At 71.6% G+C, this 16771-nt stretch carries 14 protein-coding genes; 10 read left to right on the top strand and 4 right to left on the bottom strand.

The window, feature by feature from the left end; translation table 11 throughout:
* Nucleotides 1–2: 2 nt before the first annotated feature.
* Nucleotides 3–929: an amidohydrolase family protein gene (locus tag L0P92_RS05745; protein ID WP_234761445.1), complete on the bottom strand. Its 927-nt coding sequence runs from the start codon at nucleotides 927–929 to the stop codon at nucleotides 3–5.
* Nucleotides 930–1165: 236 nt separating this feature from the next.
* Between L0P92_RS05745 and L0P92_RS05740 the strand changes: the two genes are divergently transcribed.
* Nucleotides 1166–2416 carry an NlpC/P60 family protein gene (locus tag L0P92_RS05740; protein WP_234761412.1) on the top strand — a complete coding sequence of 417 codons (1251 nt, stop codon included), beginning with the start codon at nucleotides 1166–1168 and terminating at the stop codon, nucleotides 2414–2416.
* Nucleotides 2417–2429: 13 nt separating this feature from the next.
* Here the strand turns inward: L0P92_RS05740 and L0P92_RS05735 are convergent, their stop codons facing one another.
* Entirely contained in the window at nucleotides 2430–3059 is a 630-nt protein-coding gene (locus L0P92_RS05735) for a TetR/AcrR family transcriptional regulator (RefSeq protein WP_234761411.1), read from the bottom strand.
* Nucleotides 3060–3152: 93 nt separating this feature from the next.
* Between L0P92_RS05735 and L0P92_RS05730 the strand changes: the two genes are divergently transcribed.
* The 3 genes from L0P92_RS05730 to L0P92_RS05720 are packed head-to-tail and all read left to right on the top strand — an operon-like array spanning nucleotide 3153 to nucleotide 6238.
* Nucleotides 3153–4547 (top strand): MFS transporter, encoded by a 1395-nt coding sequence (locus tag L0P92_RS05730; RefSeq protein WP_234761410.1) that lies wholly within the window; start codon nucleotides 3153–3155, stop codon nucleotides 4545–4547.
* Nucleotides 4544–5770, top strand: coding sequence for an FAD-dependent monooxygenase (locus tag L0P92_RS05725; protein ID WP_234761409.1), 1227 nt, complete (start codon nucleotides 4544–4546; stop codon nucleotides 5768–5770). Before L0P92_RS05730 ends, L0P92_RS05725 begins: the two co-directional genes overlap by 4 nt.
* 54 nt (nucleotides 5771–5824) lie before the next feature.
* Nucleotides 5825–6238, top strand: a complete 414-nt coding sequence (locus L0P92_RS05720) for a cytidine deaminase family protein (protein ID WP_234761408.1) — start codon at nucleotides 5825–5827, stop codon at nucleotides 6236–6238.
* Nucleotides 6239–6277: 39 nt separating this feature from the next.
* On the opposite strand, the gene L0P92_RS05715 is transcribed toward L0P92_RS05720, so the two are convergent.
* On the bottom strand, nucleotides 6278–6817 hold the full coding sequence (locus L0P92_RS05715) for a YceI family protein (RefSeq protein WP_234761407.1): 540 nt from the start codon (nucleotides 6815–6817) through the stop codon (nucleotides 6278–6280).
* A gap of 170 nt (nucleotides 6818–6987) precedes the next feature.
* On the opposite strand from L0P92_RS05715, the gene sigJ reads away from it, so the two are divergent.
* Nucleotides 6988–7947 (top strand): RNA polymerase sigma factor SigJ, encoded by a 960-nt coding sequence (sigJ, locus tag L0P92_RS05710; RefSeq protein WP_234761406.1) that lies wholly within the window; start codon nucleotides 6988–6990, stop codon nucleotides 7945–7947.
* Nucleotides 7948–7989: 42 nt separating this feature from the next.
* Here the strand turns inward: sigJ and L0P92_RS05705 are convergent, their stop codons facing one another.
* Nucleotides 7990–9351 carry an APC family permease gene (locus L0P92_RS05705; protein WP_372497206.1) on the bottom strand — a complete coding sequence of 454 codons (1362 nt, stop codon included), beginning with the start codon at nucleotides 9349–9351 and terminating at the stop codon, nucleotides 7990–7992.
* Between the two features lie 446 nt (nucleotides 9352–9797).
* On the opposite strand from L0P92_RS05705, the gene L0P92_RS05700 reads away from it, so the two are divergent.
* The 5 genes from L0P92_RS05700 to L0P92_RS05680 all read left to right on the top strand — a co-directional run bounded on the left by L0P92_RS05700 (nucleotide 9798) and on the right by L0P92_RS05680 (nucleotide 16767).
* On the top strand, nucleotides 9798–11924 hold the full coding sequence (locus L0P92_RS05700; RefSeq protein WP_234761405.1) for a hypothetical protein: 2127 nt from the start codon (nucleotides 9798–9800) through the stop codon (nucleotides 11922–11924).
* Between the two features lie 48 nt (nucleotides 11925–11972).
* On the top strand, nucleotides 11973–13514 hold the full coding sequence (pelF, locus tag L0P92_RS05695) for a GT4 family glycosyltransferase PelF (RefSeq protein ID WP_234761404.1): 1542 nt from the start codon (nucleotides 11973–11975) through the stop codon (nucleotides 13512–13514).
* Nucleotides 13511–14926, top strand: coding sequence for a hypothetical protein (locus L0P92_RS05690; RefSeq protein ID WP_234761403.1), 1416 nt, complete (start codon nucleotides 13511–13513; stop codon nucleotides 14924–14926). The genes pelF and L0P92_RS05690 overlap by 4 nt, the downstream gene beginning before the upstream one ends.
* A 94-nt stretch (nucleotides 14927–15020) precedes the next feature.
* Entirely contained in the window at nucleotides 15021–16022 is a 1002-nt protein-coding gene (locus tag L0P92_RS05685; protein WP_234761402.1) for a GDP-mannose 4,6-dehydratase, read from the top strand.
* A gap of 31 nt (nucleotides 16023–16053) precedes the next feature.
* Nucleotides 16054–16767, top strand: coding sequence for a nucleotidyltransferase family protein (locus L0P92_RS05680; protein WP_234761401.1), 714 nt, complete (start codon nucleotides 16054–16056; stop codon nucleotides 16765–16767).
* The last annotated feature ends 4 nt before the right edge of the window (nucleotides 16768–16771 follow it).

The raw sequence follows: 16771 nt of genomic DNA, 5'->3' as shown, positions 1-16771 counted from the left end.
GATCACCGCCCCCGGCTGAGCCCGAACAGTTCTACGGCGTTGTCGTGGCACACCGCCCGCAGCCACTCCTCGCCGAGCCCCAGGCGTTCCAGGGCCTGGAGCTGATGGACGTACGGATAGGGGATGTTGGGGAAGTCGGAGCCGAGCAGGACGCGGTCGCCGAGGTCGGCCAGCCGGGGCAGGGCCCTGTGCGGGAACGGCATGAAGTCCTCGGTGAAGTCCGTGAACGCCATCGTCGTGTCCAGTCGCACCTCCTCGTACCGCTCGGCGAGGGTGAGGAACTCCTCGTACTCGGGCATGCCGAGATGCGCGACGACCAGTCTCAGGCGGGGATGCCGCGCGAGCACGTGCGCGATCGGCTCGGGGCCGGTGTGCTTGCCGGGCGCGGGCCCGGAGCCGCAGTGGATCACCACGGGAATCCCGGCCGCCGCCAGCAACCCCCAGGCCCCGTCGAGGAGTTCGTCGGCCGGGTCGTACGCCCCCACCTGCACATGCGCCTTGAAGACGCGCGCGCCGGCTTCGACGGCCTCCTGGACGTACGCCTCGACGCCCGGCTCCGGGTAGAGGGTGGCGGTGTGCAGGCAGTCCGGGGTGCGGCGGGCGAAGTCGGCGGCCCAGCCGTTCAGCCAGGGCGCCATGCCGGGCTTGTGCGGATAGAGCATCGAGGTGAAGGCCCGTACGCCGAACTCCCGGAGCAGCGCGGTGCGTTCCTCCTCCTCGGCGCGGTAGGTGATCGGCCACTCCAGCCCACCGGTCAGCGGCCCGAGCGCATCGAAGTAGGCCCAGACCTTGCGCAGCACACGCTCGGGCATGAAGTGCGTGTGCACGTCGACCAGCCCGGGAAGACCCAGCCGCCCCCAGAAACGACGGACCTCACCGGACCCCGGGTCCGGTCCCGGGTGGGCGGCGGCCGGGTCGGCGGATGCCATGCGGTGATCGTTCATGCCGTTCACGATCGCCCCTGGTGAGGCGGCGGGTCCATGGTCTGCGCGGGGATGCGTGAGGGATCACTCTCGGCGCAGGGGCTCCTGACAGATGACAGGGACCGGTGGGCGGCGGGAGTCCGTACGTTCGCGGGGAGACCATCGAGACCAGGGGGTGTGCTGTGATCGACAAAATGCGGAGAGAGCGGACAGGGCGGGGAGGGCGGTCGTGGGTGCGTCGGGTGCGGCTGCTCGTGGCCGCGCTCGTGACGGTGGTGAGTCTCGGTCTGCCGGCCGTCTCGGCCGCTCCGGCGGCCGCCGCCGCGGGGTGCGCGCCGCTCCAGTCCGGTGCGAGCGCCGCTGCGGAGGCGGCCGTCGAGGTCGCGTGCCGGTACGTCGGTGAGCCGTACGCCTGGGGTGGCGGTCACGCACAGGGAGTGCCCGGGCCGAGTCAGGGCACGGTCGACCGCTCGACCCCCCTCAACGCCATCCAATCGGCCGCGGACCCTACGTACTGGAGCTTCGACTGCATCGGTCTGGTGCGCTGGGCCTGGTACAAGGCGACCGGCCGGGACCTCATCACCGAGCGCACGACACAGGCGACCTTCGCGGCGCCGGGGTACGCGCACACGAAGTTCATGAAGTCGCAGGGGTCGGGCGTCCTGTTGCCCGGCGACATCATGTACTTCGGCCGTGAGGGCTTCGGCCCGACGCACGTCGCGCTCTACCTCGGCAACGGCATGATGGTCGAGGCGCCCGAGTCGGGCATGAAGATACAGGTCAACTCCATCAGTGCCCGCTGGGAGCGCTACCAGGGCGCCTTCCGCCCGCACGCCGACGCCACGCCCGGGGTGTGGTCCTGGGACGGCCACGGCTCCTACCAGAAGACCTGGGGCCAGCCCAACCTGCGGCAGGACTCCAACACGGGCAGCCGCATCAACTTCACCAACGGCAACGGCATTTCCGTCAAGGTGCGGGTGCTGTGCCAGCGGGTGGGGGAGCGGGCCACGGTCGACGGCATGGTGAACAACGTCTGGTCGTACCTGCCGGACTACGACAGCTGGATCAGCAACCTCTTCGTCCAGGGCCCGGCCATCCTCGGGGGCGTGCCGTCGTGCGGCAACTATCCGCAGATCGGCGGCACATTGGCGGGGGCGGAGAACAACACGTCCTGCGGCGACGGAACGCAACCCGACTCCGCGGGCGCCTGGACGGCCAAGTCGACCACCGTCTTCGGCCGCACGGTGGAGCTCCGCTACAACAGCACCACCCAGTGCGCCTGGGGCCGCATCATCGGCGGCACGGTCGGCGACGAGATCTGGGTCGACCGCAGCGCCGACGGCGGCGCGACCTGGGCCCCGATGCTCGGCTTCACCACCATCACCTCGGGCAACGACGCCTACACCACCCAGTGGAACGACGCCGGCCTGGTGATGCGGGCCTGCGGCACCAACGGCCCGGGCGGCGGCATCGAATGCACCGGCTGGTTCTGACCCACCCCCGGCCCTACTCGGCCCGGTAAGCCCGGAGGAAGGTCCGCACCCCCTCGACGAGGAGGGGCCGGACACGGGGGTCCTCCGCGGCGTTCGCGGAACCGAACCTGTTGAGCGCGACGTTGAAGGTCAGCGCGATGAACTGGTCGGCCGCGAGCCGGGCGTCAGGGACGTCGAGGAGTCCGGCCTCGGCGAAGGCGGCGAACCGCTCGGCGAGTGCCTCGTCCGGGGTGTCCGCCATGGAGTTCTCGCCGCCTTCGCCGAGGCCCGCCTGCGCGCGGACCAGCCGTTGCAGCGTGGCGTACTCCGCGGAGCCGAGCATGTCGGTCGCGATGCGCATGGAGAACGTCACCAGGACGTCCTCCAGGTCGGCGGCTTCGGTGGGCTCGGTGAGCGTGTCGTCGAGGATGCGCCGGATCGTGGTGATCAGTGACTGGCCGACGCCGTCGACCACGGCCTGGAGCAGCGTCCGCTTGTCGCCGAAGTAGTCGTAGACCGTCCGCTTGGACACGGCGGCACGGGCGGCGACCGCGTCGACGCTGGTCCGGTCGAAGCCGTCGGCGAGGAACAGTTCCCGGGCCGCGGTGAGGATGGCGGCGCGCTTGTGCGTGGAGCCCTCGCGCAGGGTCTTCGTGGTCGGCATGGCCGTATCCTAACTTCACTACACTGCACGGTGTAGTGTAGTTGTTGGATTCATCCGGCTCGGATTCATCCGGCACCGAAGGAAAGGACGTTCATGACCACGACCCTGGCTCCCCCGGTCCGCGTCGGGAAGGCCGCCGTCGGGGCTCTCGGCATGCTGGCAGTCGCCACGGGTGCCCTGGAGTCGGTGGTGACACCGACGCTCCCGCTGCTCCAACGCGAGTTATCGATCAGCCCCGCCCAAGGGGCGTTGCTCAGCATCACGCTGCTCATCACCGGCGCACTCGTCACGCCCGTCGCGGGCAACTTCGGTGACCGCCACGGCGGGAAACGGGTCATGCTCCGGCTGATGGTGGTGGTCTCGGCCGGCGGTCTGGTGTCCTCGCTGGCACCGAACCTTCCGGTACTGCTGCTCGGTCAGGTACTGGAAGGCGCGATGGTGGGGGCGATGCCCCTGTCGTTCATCCTCGTACGCAGGCATCTGCCCACGGGCGAGGCCCAGGTGGCCATCGGGGTGGTCAGCGGGCTGTTCGTGGGTGGCGGCATGCTGGGCACGCTGATGGCCGGGCCCATCGCCGAAGGGCTGTCCCGGCACTGGATGTTCGCGATACCCACGATCGGGATCGTCGTGGCGACCCTGTTCGTCCACGCGCTGATGCCGGACGATCCTCCGACCCGGTCGGACGCCAGGATCGACCGGCCCGGCCTGGCTCTCCTGAGCGGCATCCTGCTGACGCTCATGCTCGGGCTCTCGATGGCGCCCGAACTCGGCCGCCGGCCCCTCGTACTCGTCGCCCTCGTCGTGCTCCTGGCTCTCCTCGTGACCGGATGGATCTCCGTCGAACGACGGTCGCCCTCGCCGATGGTCGATCTGCGTCTGGTGGCGAGGCCGGCGATATGGAGCTCCTATGCGATCACCTTCGCCGTGTGCGTGGGTACGGCGGTGTCGATGTTCCTCGTTCCGCAACTGTTCGCGGTGTCCGCCGACGGGTACGGCTTCGACGCCAGTTCCAGCGACATCGGCCGGTACCTCTTGCCCGGGGCCGTCGCGGGGGCGATCAGCGGGCCGCTCGGCGGGGCCGCGGCGCGGCGTTTCGGCTCGACTGCCGTGGTCACCGCCGGAATCGGCGTCATGACGGCCACGCTGCTCGCCATGGCCGTCCTGCACAGCGAGGTCTGGCACCTCGTCGTCGGCAAGGCGGTGGTCGCCCTCGCCAGCGGTGTCTGCATCACGGCGCTGGTCGTCAAGGCCGCCACCTCCGTCGATCACGGCGACACCGGCACCGCCACCAGCCTGGTCCTGGTGACCCGCGTGATCGGTTTCGCCTCCGGTGCACAGGTCAGCGGTGCCTTCCTCGCCGCCGGAACCCACCCCGGGGCGGAGGACCCGGTCGAATCGGCCTTCGTCACCGGCTTCGTCATCGCCGGCGCCGTCACGGCGCTGTCCCTGCTCGCCGTCCGCACCATGAGCAAAGGAGTCAAGGAATGACCCGCACCGATCCGTTGACGGATGTCCGTACCGGGCCCCGCAGGCGCGAGGTCCTGATATCGGGCGCCGGCATCGCGGGTCTCGCCCTCGCCTTCTGGCTGAACCGCCACGGATACGCGGTCACGGTGGTGGAGAGGGCGAGCGCCGTACGCAGCAGCGGCTACCCCATCGACGTACGCGGCACCGCGCTGGAGGTCGTCCGCAGGATGGGGATCCTGCCGCGGCTGCGGGACGCGCACATCGACCTGCGTCGGCTGACCTTCCTCGACGGGGACGGCGGCGAGGTGGCCTCGGTCGACCCGCACGCCGTCGCCGGCAGTGTCGCGGGGCGGGACCTGGAGGTGCGGCGCGGGGATCTGACCGAGGCGCTGTACGCGGCGGTCCGTGACGACGTGGAGTTCCTCTTCGACGACTCCATCGACACCCTCGACCAGTCCGGCCACGGGGTCGACGTCACCTTCCGCGGGGGAGACAGGCGTACGTTCGACATGGTGGTCGGCGCGGACGGACTGCACTCACGCACCCGGGAGGCGGTGTTCGGCCCCGAGGAGCAGTTCCACCGCTATCTCGGGTACTGCTTCGCAGGGTTCACCATGCGCAACACCTTCGGGCTCTCCCACGAGGTCATGATGTGGAACACCCCGGGCAGGGCCGCGGCCCTGTACGCGGTGGGGGACGGCGACGAGGTGCACGCCTTGCTGAACTTCGCCCGTCCGGAACCTCCGCTCTCGTTCGGCGCGTTCCGTGACCCCCAGGCCCAACGGGACGTGGTCGCCGCGATGTTCGCCGACGCGGGATGGGAGGTCCCGGGCATGATCGCCGCGATGCGCGAAGCGGACGACCTGTTCGTCGACGTGGTCAGCCAGATCCGTATGCCTCGCTGGTCCAGCGGCAGGGTCGCGCTGGTGGGCGACGCGGCGTACGCGCCCTCCTTCCTCACCGGACAGGGCACCAGCCTCGCGCTCGTCGGCGCGTACATGCTCGCCGCTTCCCTGGCCGACCGGGACGTCACCGTGGGCTTCGCCGCCTACGAACACGGCACCCGTGAGTTCGTGAGACTGAACCAGGACCAGATCGGCGAGGGCGATGCCACGCTGTTCCCCACCACGGCTCGGGGCCTGGAGCGGCGCAACGACATGCTGCGCGGACTCGCCGGCAGCAGCGCACCTCCCGCCACGGAGGGCAGACCGGCTCACTCGGCCCTCACACTGCCCGTTGGGTGATTCGGGGGACGCGCGCCGATGATGGGCCTGATCGGACGACCGAAGGCAGAGAAGATGACCACGCAGATCCAGGACGTCGACCACGAGCTGATCCAGGCCGCGGCCCACGTCGCGCGCACGCGTTGCCGGGGCGACAACCACACCATGGCAGCCGCGGGCCGCGCCCGGGACGGGCGGATCGTCACCGCGGTGAACGCCTACCACTTCACCGGAGGCCCGTGCGCCGAGCTGGTCCTCGTCGGTGCGGCGGCAGCCCAGGGCGTCTACGAACTGGAGACCATCGTCGCCGTGGGCGACCGCGACCGAGGCGTCGTTCCCCCGTGCGGCCGGTGCCGCCAGGTCCTCCTCGACTACTTCCCCGGCCTCAAGGTCATCGTCGGCGAAGACGACCGCGTCCGGAGCGTCCTCGTCACCGAGTTGCTGCCCGCGAGCTATGTCTGGGCGGACCATCAGATCGAGGCCGAGTAGGCCGCCCACGCGCGGGTGACGGTGTGCCGGACCGACGCGTCACGTCCGCCGGACCGCGGTGACGTCGAACGTCAGCGTCACCTTGTCGCCGACCAGGCCCGCGGCCCCGCTCACGCCCCAGTCCCTGCGGCTGATGGCCGCCGTACCGGTGAAGCGGACGCGACCGGTGGCCTGGGGGCCGTGGTCGGTGTCGGCCAGGTGGAAGGCCACGGTGACCGGCCTGGTCGTGCCGCGGACCGTCAGGTCGCCGGTGACCTCGAAGGCGGTCCCCTCGACCTGCCTCACATGGGTCGAGGCGAAGGTGATCGTCGGGTGGTCGGCCGCGGCCAGGAAGTCCTGGCCGCGCAGGTGGTCGTCGCGCTTGCGGTTGCGGGTCTGGACGCTCGTGGACCGGATCGTGAGCCGGACGGTGGACCTCGACGGGACGTCGCCGTCCAGGTGGGCGGCGCCCTCGAACGCGTCGAACCGCCCGCGCACCTTGGAGATCATCGCCGCCCGGGCGGTGAAGCCGATGCGTGTGCGGGCGGGGTCGAGGTCGTAGTCGCCGGTCAGTGCGCCGAGTTGGGTCGTGGTGGTCATGCCTGATCGCTCCAGGAAGATGCGGGCGGTCGCCGCCCGCGGGATGGTGTCGGTCTCGGAGGTACGACGACACAGCCCCTCGGAACGTCAGGCGAGACCGCACCTCACATCTCGGTGGGCTGTCCCGTCGTAAGGGGGAGAGACGATGTGACCGAGGGAGCCGACCGTCCATGACCAGCCCATCTGCGCCGCACGACGGCGGACCCGACCCCGACCTGAGCGTGATCATGCGCGAGCGGCGGCAGCTGATCAATGTCGCCTACCGGCTGCTCGGCTCACTGGCCGAGGCCGAGGACGTCGTGCAGGAGGCCTACGCCCGCTGGTACGCCATGTCCCCACAGCAGCGGGAGGGCATCGAGTCCCCAGGCGGCTGGCTGACGACCGTCACCAGTCGGCTCTGCCTCGACCTGCTCGGCTCGGCGCGGGCCAGACGCGAACGGTACGTGGGTGAGTGGATCCCGGAGCCGCTGCCGAACGGTACGCAGTGGGTCGGCGGGCGGTCGGGCGGCGCGCCCGTCGATCCCGCTGATCGCGTCACCCTCGACGAGTCGGTCAACATGGCCTTTCTCGTCGTGCTCGAATCGATGACACCGGCCGAGCGGGTCGCGTTCGTCCTGCACGACGTCTTCCGCTACTCGTTCGCCGAAGTGGCCGAGATCGTCGGCCGTACGCCGGCGGCGTGCCGTCAGCTGGCGTCGTCGGCGCGGCGGCGCATCCGTGCGGCGCAGCCCGCCGTGGCCCCGGCGGCGGCAGCCCGGCGTGCCGACGTCGTCAAGTCGTTCAAGCAGGCGTGGGAGGCGCGGGACATCGACGCGCTCGTCGGCCTGCTGGCCCCGGACGCCACGGCGACCGGCGACGGCGGCGGTGTCGTCCCGGCGGCGCTGCGTCCGGTCGAGGGGGCCGAGCAGGTCGCACGGTTCTTCGCGGAACGGGCCACGGCCGTGCCCGACGTGGTGATCCGGGAGTGCACCGTCAACGGCCAGCCCGGCCTGGTGGCCCAGCTCGACGGCGTCGCCGTGTCGGTGCTGGCGTTCGACTTCGCCGGCGACCGGGTCCAGCGGATCTGGGCCGTGCTCAACCCCGAGAAGCTCAGGCCCTGGACGAAGCTCAGGCCCTGGACGGCGGGCTGACCGGGCGCCGGGGTCCGTGGGGTCCGGGGCGTCAGGGTTGCGTCATTCCTCGCCGCGCACCCGCAGCACCAGCTTGTTCAGCACCCACAACCCGATGCCGATCGCCAGCAGTACGCCCGCCCGGATGTAGACGTTCGCGGGCCGGTCGGACAGCGGGCTCGCCAGGATCAGCGCGGTGAGCGCGCCGAGGACCGGCAGGACGGTCGGCGTACGGAAGTGCCGGTGCTCGACCCGGTCCCGGCGCAGGACGAGGACGGCGACGTTGACGACGGCGAAGACGCACAGGAGCAGGAAGGCCGTGGTGTCCCCGAGGCCCTCGATCTCCCCGGTGGAGACCAGGCCGACGGCGAGGAGGGAGACGAAGACGATGCCGACGACAGGCGTACGGCGGCGGGGCAGGACCCGGCCGAGGGCGCGCGGCAGGATGCGTTCGTTCGCCATGCCGTAGCACAGGCGCGAGGCCATCATGATGTTGATCAGAGCCGAGTTGGTGACCGCGAAGAGGGCGATCAGCGCGAACAGCTTGGGCGGGAAGTCGAGCCCGCCGGCCTTGACGACCTCCAGCAGCGGCCCGCTGGAGTCCTCCAGCACGCGGTAGTCGACGAGGAGCGAGGAGACCAGGGCGACCAGGATGTAGATGGTCCCGGTGACGAGTACACCGGTGAAGATGGCGCGCGGGAACGTACGGACCGGATCCTTGGTCTCCTCGGCCATGTTGACGGAGTCCTCGAAGCCCACGAACGCGAAGAAGCCGAGCGCCGTCGCCCCCAGCACGCTGGTCATCAGCGCGAAACCGGTGCCTTCCGCCTGGAACTCGCCGAGCCGTGAGGGTTCGCCGTCGCCGGACAGGACCGCCCAGGCGCCGATCGTGAGGATGATGACAAGGCCCGTCAGCTCCACCACGGTGAGGACCACGTTGGTCTTCACGGACTCCGACACGCCCCGCAGGTTCAGGGCCGCCAGGGCGAGGATGAACAGGACGGCGATGAGGGTGGGCGGGAAGAAGTCGGTGAACTCGGCGAGGTAGTCGCCGCTGAAGGCACGGGCGGCCGCGCTCGCCGAGGACAGGCCCGAGCACATGACCATGAAGGCCACGATGAAGGTGAGGAACGGGACCTGGAAGGCCTTCTGGGTGTAGAGCGCGGCGCCCGCCGCCTTCGGGTACTTGCCGACGAGTTCCACGTACGAGGCCGCCGTCAGGATGGCCACGACGAAGCCGATGACGAACGGCAGCCACAGCGCACCGCCGACCTTGCCGGCGACCTGCCCGGTGGTGGCGTAGATCCCGGTGCCGAGGATGTCCCCGATCACGAACAGGACCAGGAGCTTGGGCCCGATGGCCCGCCGCAGCGGGGTGTCGTCCTGGCTCTCCGGTGCGGCGGCGTCACTTCCGATTGCGGACACGAAGGCTCCCCCTGAGGCGTCGACCACTGAGCAGGACAACGTCTCACCTGCCCGGCAGCCCGCGAGTGATGCCGATGACCTGAAACCGGCCCGGGGCCGACCGGCACACCGGTCCACACCAGTGGCGCCCACGTCGGCGACCCCGGTCCGTCCGCGGATGCGGTGACTCCCGCTCCGACCTGCACGGCAGAGGCCTGCGCCGGACCCGCGGGCGGCCGTGATCCCCGGTCGACCACGCGGTCTGGGCCAAGCGTCCCCGCGTCGCGCACCTGCGTTTTTCCGTCAGGTTCCGCAGCAAGAGCACGAAAGCTCCACAGATACATCACTATTTGACGCGACGGATGGGTCGACGACCGGTGGCCGAGGGGGAAGCCGGCGTCACGCGCGGGGGTGCGTCCGCTCAGCGGAGCCGTACTCACCCCTGCCCTGGGAGGGGACAGCACCGCATGAAGCGGACCTTAGGCACCACCTTGCTCACGACGGGCGCGCTCATAGCGGCGCTCGGCGCACCGGCCGCACACGCGGCGGACCCGCCGCCGCCCCGGATCGATCTGCGGGTGCTCGTCGTCAGCGACGGCGGCCCGGCCACCGACGCCATCGCCGCCGAACTGGACACCGCGGGAACGCCGTACACGGAGATCGACCTCACGCGGCCGGACCGCCCGGTGATCGACGCCGGCTACCTCGCGGACACCGTGGACGGCCGGGACCGCGCCAGGTTCCAGGCCGTCGTGCTGCCCAACGACAACCCGTTCCCGGCGAACTCGCCGGAGATGGCCGCCCTGGCGGCGTACGAGCAGACCTACGACATCCCGCAGGTCGACGCCTACACCTACGCCCGCCCCGAGACCGGGCTGCAGTACCCGGTGTACGGCGGGTACTCGGGCAGCGTCGACGGCGTGCGGGCCCAGGTGACCGACGCCGGGCGGGCGGGCGCCTTCGGCTACCTCGACGGGCCGGTGCCCTTCGAGGACAACTCGCCGACCGTGGGCGAGAGTTACGCCTATCTGTCGACCCCGATGGCCGGTGCCGACTTCACCCCGTACGTGCAGGCGCCGATCCCGGGCACCGCCAAGCAGGGCTCGCTGGTGGGGGAGTACCGGCACGACGGGCGGCGTGAACTCGTCGTCACCTTCGTCTACAACCAGTACCAGCAGCAGTTCCGGCTGCTGGCCCGCGGCATCGTCGAGTGGATGACCGGCGGGGTCCATCTGGGCGCCTCCCGCAACTACTTCGCCGTCCACGTCGACGACGTCCTCGCGGCCGACGACCGCTGGAACTCCACGCTCAACTGCACTCCCGGCGACGTGGACTGCACGGACCCGAACGCCACACCCGACCCCATCAGGATGACGGCCGCCGACGTCGACCACGCCGTCACCTGGCAGCGCGAGCGCGGCTTCACCCTCGACCTCGCCTACAACGCCGCCGGCAGCGTCGACCACCGCGAGGACAACAACGGCGCCGACCCGCTCGCCGACCGGTTCCTCGCCGAGCGGGCCGAGTTCCGCTGGATCAACCACACCTACACGCACGCCTTCCTCGGCTGCGAACAGGACACCTCCGTGGTGCCCTGGCGGTGCGCCACCAACGCCGACGGCAGCACCAAGTGGGTCAGCCGCACCGACGTCGCCGACGAGATCGCCCACAACAGCGCCTGGGGCCGGTCGGCCGGACTCCCGCTGGACGAGGACGAGTTGGTGACCGGCGAGCACTCCGGGCTCCGGGTGCTGCCGCAGCAGCCCACGGACAATCCCAACCTGGCGCTCGCCCTCGCCGACACCGGCGTCTCCTGGCTCGCCTCGGACAACTCCCGCGAACCCGACCAGCGGCAGGTCGGCCCCGCCACCACCATCCCGCGCTATCCGATGAACGTCTTCTACAACGCGGGCCGCGCCGCCGAGCAGGTCGACGAGTACAACTGGATCTACACCAGCCGCGCCCAGGGCGGCAGCGGCATCTGCGAGGACAACCCGGACACCACGACCTGCCTGCCCGAGCCGCTCGACACCGCGACGGGCTACGACCGGCACATCGTGCCCCTGGAACGGCAGATCGCCCTCGGCCACGTCCTGGGCAACGACCCCAAGCCGCACTTCATCCACCAGTCCAACCTGGCCGAGGACCGCATCGCCTACCCGGTCCTGGACGGCGTCCTCGACACCTACGGCACGCTGTTCGCGCAGAACACACCGCTGGTCAACCTGAGAATGAAGGACATCGGCAACGAGCTGAAGCGGCGCGCCTCATGGCGGAGCGCGGTGAACGCCGGTCAGGTCACCGCCTACCGGATCGGCGACACCGTCACCGTCGAGAGCCCCGCCGGCGTCGACGTCCCCGCCACGATGCCCGAGGGCACCACACGGGACGGCTCCGCCTTCGGCGAGGCGTACGCCGGTGAACGGTCCGCGTGGACCGCCGCGACCGCCACCGCGCTCACTCTCACCCTGCCGCAGTCCGCCGCCCCTTCAGTTGGCACCGGCACGGGCGCGTCCGCGCCGGTCACCGCCCCGGCGCCGGACGCCCGGGTGCCCGAGGGCGTGGCCGAGCCCGTCTCTCCCACGGGGAGTTGACCGGCGCGACCGGCACCCCCGCCCGCACCTCGTCCGTGGAGCACATCGATGCACGTTCACCACGGCGCGCGACGCAACCACAGCGCGCGCGTCACCCTGCTGACCGAAGGCACCTACCCACACAGTCATGGCGGTGTGAGCGTCTGGTGCGACCAGCTCGTCACCGGCATGCCCGACATCGAGTTCGACGTCATCGCCGTCACCGGCACCGGACGGGAGCCGATCGTGTGGGACCTGCCCGACCATGTCAGCGGCGTCCGGTCCGTCCCCATGTGGGGCGCCGCACCCGAGGGCCGCCCGCCCCGCGGCCGGTCCCGCAGGCGGCTCGCCGACGCCTACGAGCAGTTCCTGACGGCGCTCGTCGACCCCGGCGCCGAGCACGGCTTCGCACCCGCACTGCACACCCTGGCCCGGGCCGCGGAGAGCGGCGAACTCAGCGCGCTGCTCCGGGGCGACACGGCGATCAGCATCCTGACCGCCGTATGGACGCGTCCCGGGCTGGCCGTGCGCGAGGCGCGGCCCACCCTGCACGACGCGCTCACCGCCACCGCGCTGCTCGAACACGCGCTGCGCCCGCTGGCCGCACCGCCCCCGCGGCAGGGCGTCGCGCACGCCGTCAGCGGAGGCGTCGCCGTCCTGCCGGGGCTGGCCGCCCGCGAACGGCACGGCGTTCCGCTGCTGCTCACCGAGCACGGCGTCTACCTGCGCGAACGCTACCTCGGCTATCGCACCGCGCCCTACCGCTGGCCGGTCAAGGCGGTGATCCTGGGCTTCTTCCGGCTGCTGGCGGAGGAGAGCTACCGCAAGGCGGCGCTGATCACGCCGGGCAACCGCTACAACCGGCTGTGGGAGGAACAGGGCGGCGCCGACCCCGGGGCGATCCGCACCGTCTACAACGGCGTCGACCCCGCCGCCTTCCCACCGGCCGGACCGGAGCCGGGGACCCTCACCCTGAGCTGGGCCGGGCGGGTCGACCCGATCAAGGACCTGGAGACCCTGATCCGCGCCTTCGCTCTCGTCCGGCACCGACTGCCGGACGTCCGCCTGCGGTTGTTCGGCGGCACACCCCGGGGCGGCGAGGCCTACCGGGAGCGCTGCGAAGCCCTCGCCGCCGAGCTGGGGCACGGCGACGCGGTGACCTTCGAAGGCCGCGTCGACGACATCAAGGACGCCTACGCGGCCGGGAACGTGGTGATGCTGTCCAGCATCAGCGAAGGCTTCCCGTTCACGCTGATCGAGGCCATGTCGTGCGGCCGGGCGACCGTCTCCACCGACGTCGGCGGCGTGCGCGAAGCCGTCGGCGACACCGGGCTCGTGGTGCCGCCGCGCGACCCGGCCGCGATGGCCGCCGCCGCGCTGGAACTGCTTGGGGATCCCGTCCGGCGCCGGGCCATGGGCGAGGCGGCCCGGCTGCGGGTCATCGAACAGTTCACCCTGCGCCAGACCATCGACACCTTCCGCGCCATCTACCACGAACTGGCCGCAGGAAAGGCGGAGTTGCCCGCCAGAGTCGTGCTGCCCGCGTCGACGGTCAGTGCTTCGGGGGTCAGCGGCCCGGCGGTCACCGGCACGGGGAGTCTGACCGGATGAGCGGCCCGATATCCCTCGAACCCGGCGACGCGGGACAGGACACCCTCGCCCTGCGGCTGGCCGAACCCCGCCCGCCGCGCCGCCGCCCGCGCTGGGCCCTGGACGACGCCACGCTCGCGATCCGACTGCCCGGTCGCGGCCCCGACGAGGAGGCGGTCAGTACCCTGGCCGCCGAACTCGCCGACGCCATCGGACCCGCCGTCCATCCCTACGAGGTGGCGGCGCTGCTGGAGGCCGAGGGCCTGTCCGCCTCGGTGATCAAGGAGCGGTACGGCCACCCGAACCTCTTCTCCCTGGCGACAGCGCTGTACGAGCGGGTGCCCCGGACGTTCCCCGAGCCGCCCCGCGCCGCCGACCCGTGGCGGCCCGACACCGTGCGCTGCCTCCTGCGCGGCGTCCTGTTCGCGTTGCCGGCCCTGGCCTACCTGCTCACCGCGCCCCTGTGGGCCGTCGAACGGCACGCCCCCGTGCTGATCGTGGCGGGCATCGCCTCCTGGGCGTGGGGGCAGGCACTGGGCCACCGCGCGCATCTGCGCCTGGTGACCGGGCGCCGGGAGGCATCCGGCACGCTGCTGACCGGGTCCCTGCTGGGCGCGGCGGCGGCCACGGCCCTCGCCGCGCTCCCCGGGGGCGGCCCGGTGGCGCTCGCGGTGGCGGCCGCCCAGTCGCTGTACCTGGCCGGCGCGAGCGTGCTGCTGGTCCTGGCCCGGGAGCGGCTGTTGCTGGCCGCGCTGAGCCCGCTGATCGTGGGCGCCGCGGTGCTGCCATGGTGGGAGCCGGGACCGGAACTGCGGGTCGGATTGCCGCTGTTGGCATTCTCGGCCACGTTAGGCGCCGCCGGGTGGGTCCTGCGGCCGGGGCGCGCCGGACCGGCCGCTCCCGACGCCGCGCGGCCGCCGCTTCGCGCGTCCCTGCCGTACGGGCTGTTCGGGCTCGCCGCCGCCGTGCTCGTCATGCTGGAGGGCCGCCGGCAGCCGTACGCGGTGATCGCCCTGACGCTGAGCATGGGCCCGGCCGAGTGGCTGCTGTACCGCTACCGCGGCTGGTCGGTCGCCGCGCTGCGGGTGAGCGCGACCCCGGCCGGATTCCTGCTGCGCTCCGCCGCCGTCCTCGGCCTGTGCCTGACCTGCTACCTGTCCCTGCTGCTGCCCGCGGCACTGCTCACCGGCTCCGACCCGGCCACACCGCTCCTGCTCGCGGCCGTCCTGTGGACCGCCCTGCTGCTCCAGGCGTTCGGGGTGGCCTGGCCACCGGCCGTGCTCTGCCTCGCCGCGGCCGGCACAGCCGGGGCGGTGCTCCTGACGGACCTGCCACCAGGGCAGGCCGTACTGCCCTGGGCCTGCGGCGTGGCCGCCGTCTGTCTGGCGGCCGTCGCGATCCGCCTGCTCGGCCGGCCCTCACCGCACTCCTGACCACGCGCACCACCCGCACGACCCATCGGACCGCAGACCCGCGCCCGTCCGCGCCGGGTCCCCCGTCCGACGACCACGACGAAGGGACCAAGAGTTGACCTCCGCACCGCTCGCCGCCGTCACCGGAGCCGAGGGCTTCATCGGCTCGCATCTCACCGAGGCGCTCGTCGCCTCCGGCCACCGCGTGAGGGCCATGGCCCAGTACAACTCCTTCTCCTCCTACGGCTGGCTGGAGACCCTGCCCTCCGACGTCCTGGACCAGGTCGAGATCGTCCTCGGCGACGTACGCGACCCCGGCTCGGTGCGCGGCCTGCTCGACGGCGCCGACTGCGCCTACCACCTCGCCGCGCTGATCGCGATCCCGTACTCCTACCAGGCCCCGCACAGCTACGTGGACACCAACGTCACCGGCACGCTCAACGTGCTGGAGGCGGTGCGCGCGCTCGGCACGCCGCGGCTGGTGCACACCTCGACCAGCGAGACGTACGGCACCGCGCGGACCGTGCCGATCACCGAGGACCACCCCATCAACACCCAGTCGCCGTACGCCGCTTCGAAGGCGGGCGGGGACCGGCTGGCCGACAGCTACCACGCCAGTTTCGGCACGCCCGTGGTGACCTTGCGGCCGTTCAACACCTTCGGCCCGCGCCAGTCGATGCGCGCCGTCATCCCCACCGTCATCGGCCAGGTGGCGGCCGGGCAGCGCACCATCACCCTCGGCGATCTGCGGCCCACCCGCGACTTCACTTTCGTCGAGGACACCGCGCGGGCGTTCCTCGCGGTCGGCACGGCCGCGGCCGAGCAGGTCGTGGGCCGCACCTTCAACGCCGGGACCGGCGGTGAGATCTCCGTCGGCGACCTGGTCGCGCTGATCGGCAAGGTGATGGACGCCCCGCTCGACGTCCAGGAGGACTCCGCGCGTCTGCGGCCCGCGGCCTCCGAGGTGATGCGGCTCGTCGCCGACGCCACCCGGCTGACCACGGCGACCGGCTGGCGGCCCGCGAGCACGCTGGAGGAGGGACTCGCGCGCACCGCGCGGTGGTTCACCGACCCGGCGAACCTGGCCCGCTACAAGACCGGCATCTACAACATCTGACCCGACCGGCACGTATCGCAGGAGGTACGCCATGCACGCAGTGATCCTGGCCGGTGGAAAGGGCGTCCGGCTACGGCCGTACACCACCGCGCTGCCCAAGCCGCTCGTCCCCATCGGCGACCAGCACGCGATCCTGGAGATCGTGCTGCGCCAGCTGTCCGCCGCCGGCTTCACCCGCTGCACCATCGCCATCGGCCACCTGGGCGAGATCATCCGCGCCTACGTCGGCGACGGCACCCAGTGGGGCCTGAAAGTCGACTACGCCGCCGAGGAGAGCCCGCTCGGCACCATGGGCCCGCTGCTCACCCTGCGCGACCGGCTGCCCGAACACTTCCTTGTCATGAACGGCGACGTCCTCACCGACCTCGACTACGCCGACGTCCTGCGTACGCACGAGGCGTCGGGCACCCCCCTGACCATCGCCACCTACGCCCGCAAGGTCCACATCGACTTCGGCGTGCTCACCACCGACGCCAGCCGGGTGGTCGCCTTCACCGAGAAGCCCAGCATCGACTACCGGGTCTCCATGGGCGTCTATGGTGTCTCCCGCACCACCCTCGACGACTACACGCCCGGGCTGCCGCTCGGCTTCGACGAACTGGTGATGGACCTGCTCGCCGCCGAACGCCCGCCGCACGCCTACGAGTTCGACGGCTACTGGCTCGACATCGGCCGCCCCGACGACTACGACCGGGCCAACGCCGAGTTCACCAGCCGTAAGTCACTGCTGCTCAAGGGGGCCTGAGGGG

The sequence above is a fragment of the Streptomyces muensis genome, assembly GCF_021474425.1.
GTDB lineage: Bacteria > Actinomycetota > Actinomycetes > Streptomycetales > Streptomycetaceae > Streptomyces > Streptomyces muensis.
The sequence above is the reverse complement of the archived record's forward strand: the minus strand, read 5'-3'. Positions and strand labels throughout refer to the sequence as shown.

Excerpts from the sequence above, each read along its gene's own strand:
- L0P92_RS05745 (WP_234761445.1), bottom strand. The coding sequence starts at position 929 with ATGGCATCCGCCGACCCGGCCGCCGCCCACCCGGGACCGGACCCGGGG.
- L0P92_RS05735 (WP_234761411.1), bottom strand. The coding sequence starts at position 3,059 with ATGCCGACCACGAAGACCCTGCGCGAGGGCTCCACGCACAAGCGCGCC.
- L0P92_RS05730 (WP_234761410.1), top strand. The coding sequence starts at position 3,153 with ATGACCACGACCCTGGCTCCCCCGGTCCGCGTCGGGAAGGCCGCCGTC.
- L0P92_RS05725 (WP_234761409.1), top strand. The coding sequence starts at position 4,544 with ATGACCCGCACCGATCCGTTGACGGATGTCCGTACCGGGCCCCGCAGG.
- L0P92_RS05720 (WP_234761408.1), top strand. The coding sequence starts at position 5,825 with ATGACCACGCAGATCCAGGACGTCGACCACGAGCTGATCCAGGCCGCG.
- L0P92_RS05715 (WP_234761407.1), bottom strand. The coding sequence starts at position 6,817 with ATGACCACCACGACCCAACTCGGCGCACTGACCGGCGACTACGACCTC.
- sigJ (WP_234761406.1), top strand. The coding sequence starts at position 6,988 with ATGACCAGCCCATCTGCGCCGCACGACGGCGGACCCGACCCCGACCTG.
- L0P92_RS05700 (WP_234761405.1), top strand. The coding sequence starts at position 9,798 with ATGAAGCGGACCTTAGGCACCACCTTGCTCACGACGGGCGCGCTCATA.
- pelF (WP_234761404.1), top strand. The coding sequence starts at position 11,973 with ATGCACGTTCACCACGGCGCGCGACGCAACCACAGCGCGCGCGTCACC.
- L0P92_RS05690 (WP_234761403.1), top strand. The coding sequence starts at position 13,511 with ATGAGCGGCCCGATATCCCTCGAACCCGGCGACGCGGGACAGGACACC.
- L0P92_RS05680 (WP_234761401.1), top strand. The coding sequence starts at position 16,054 with ATGCACGCAGTGATCCTGGCCGGTGGAAAGGGCGTCCGGCTACGGCCG.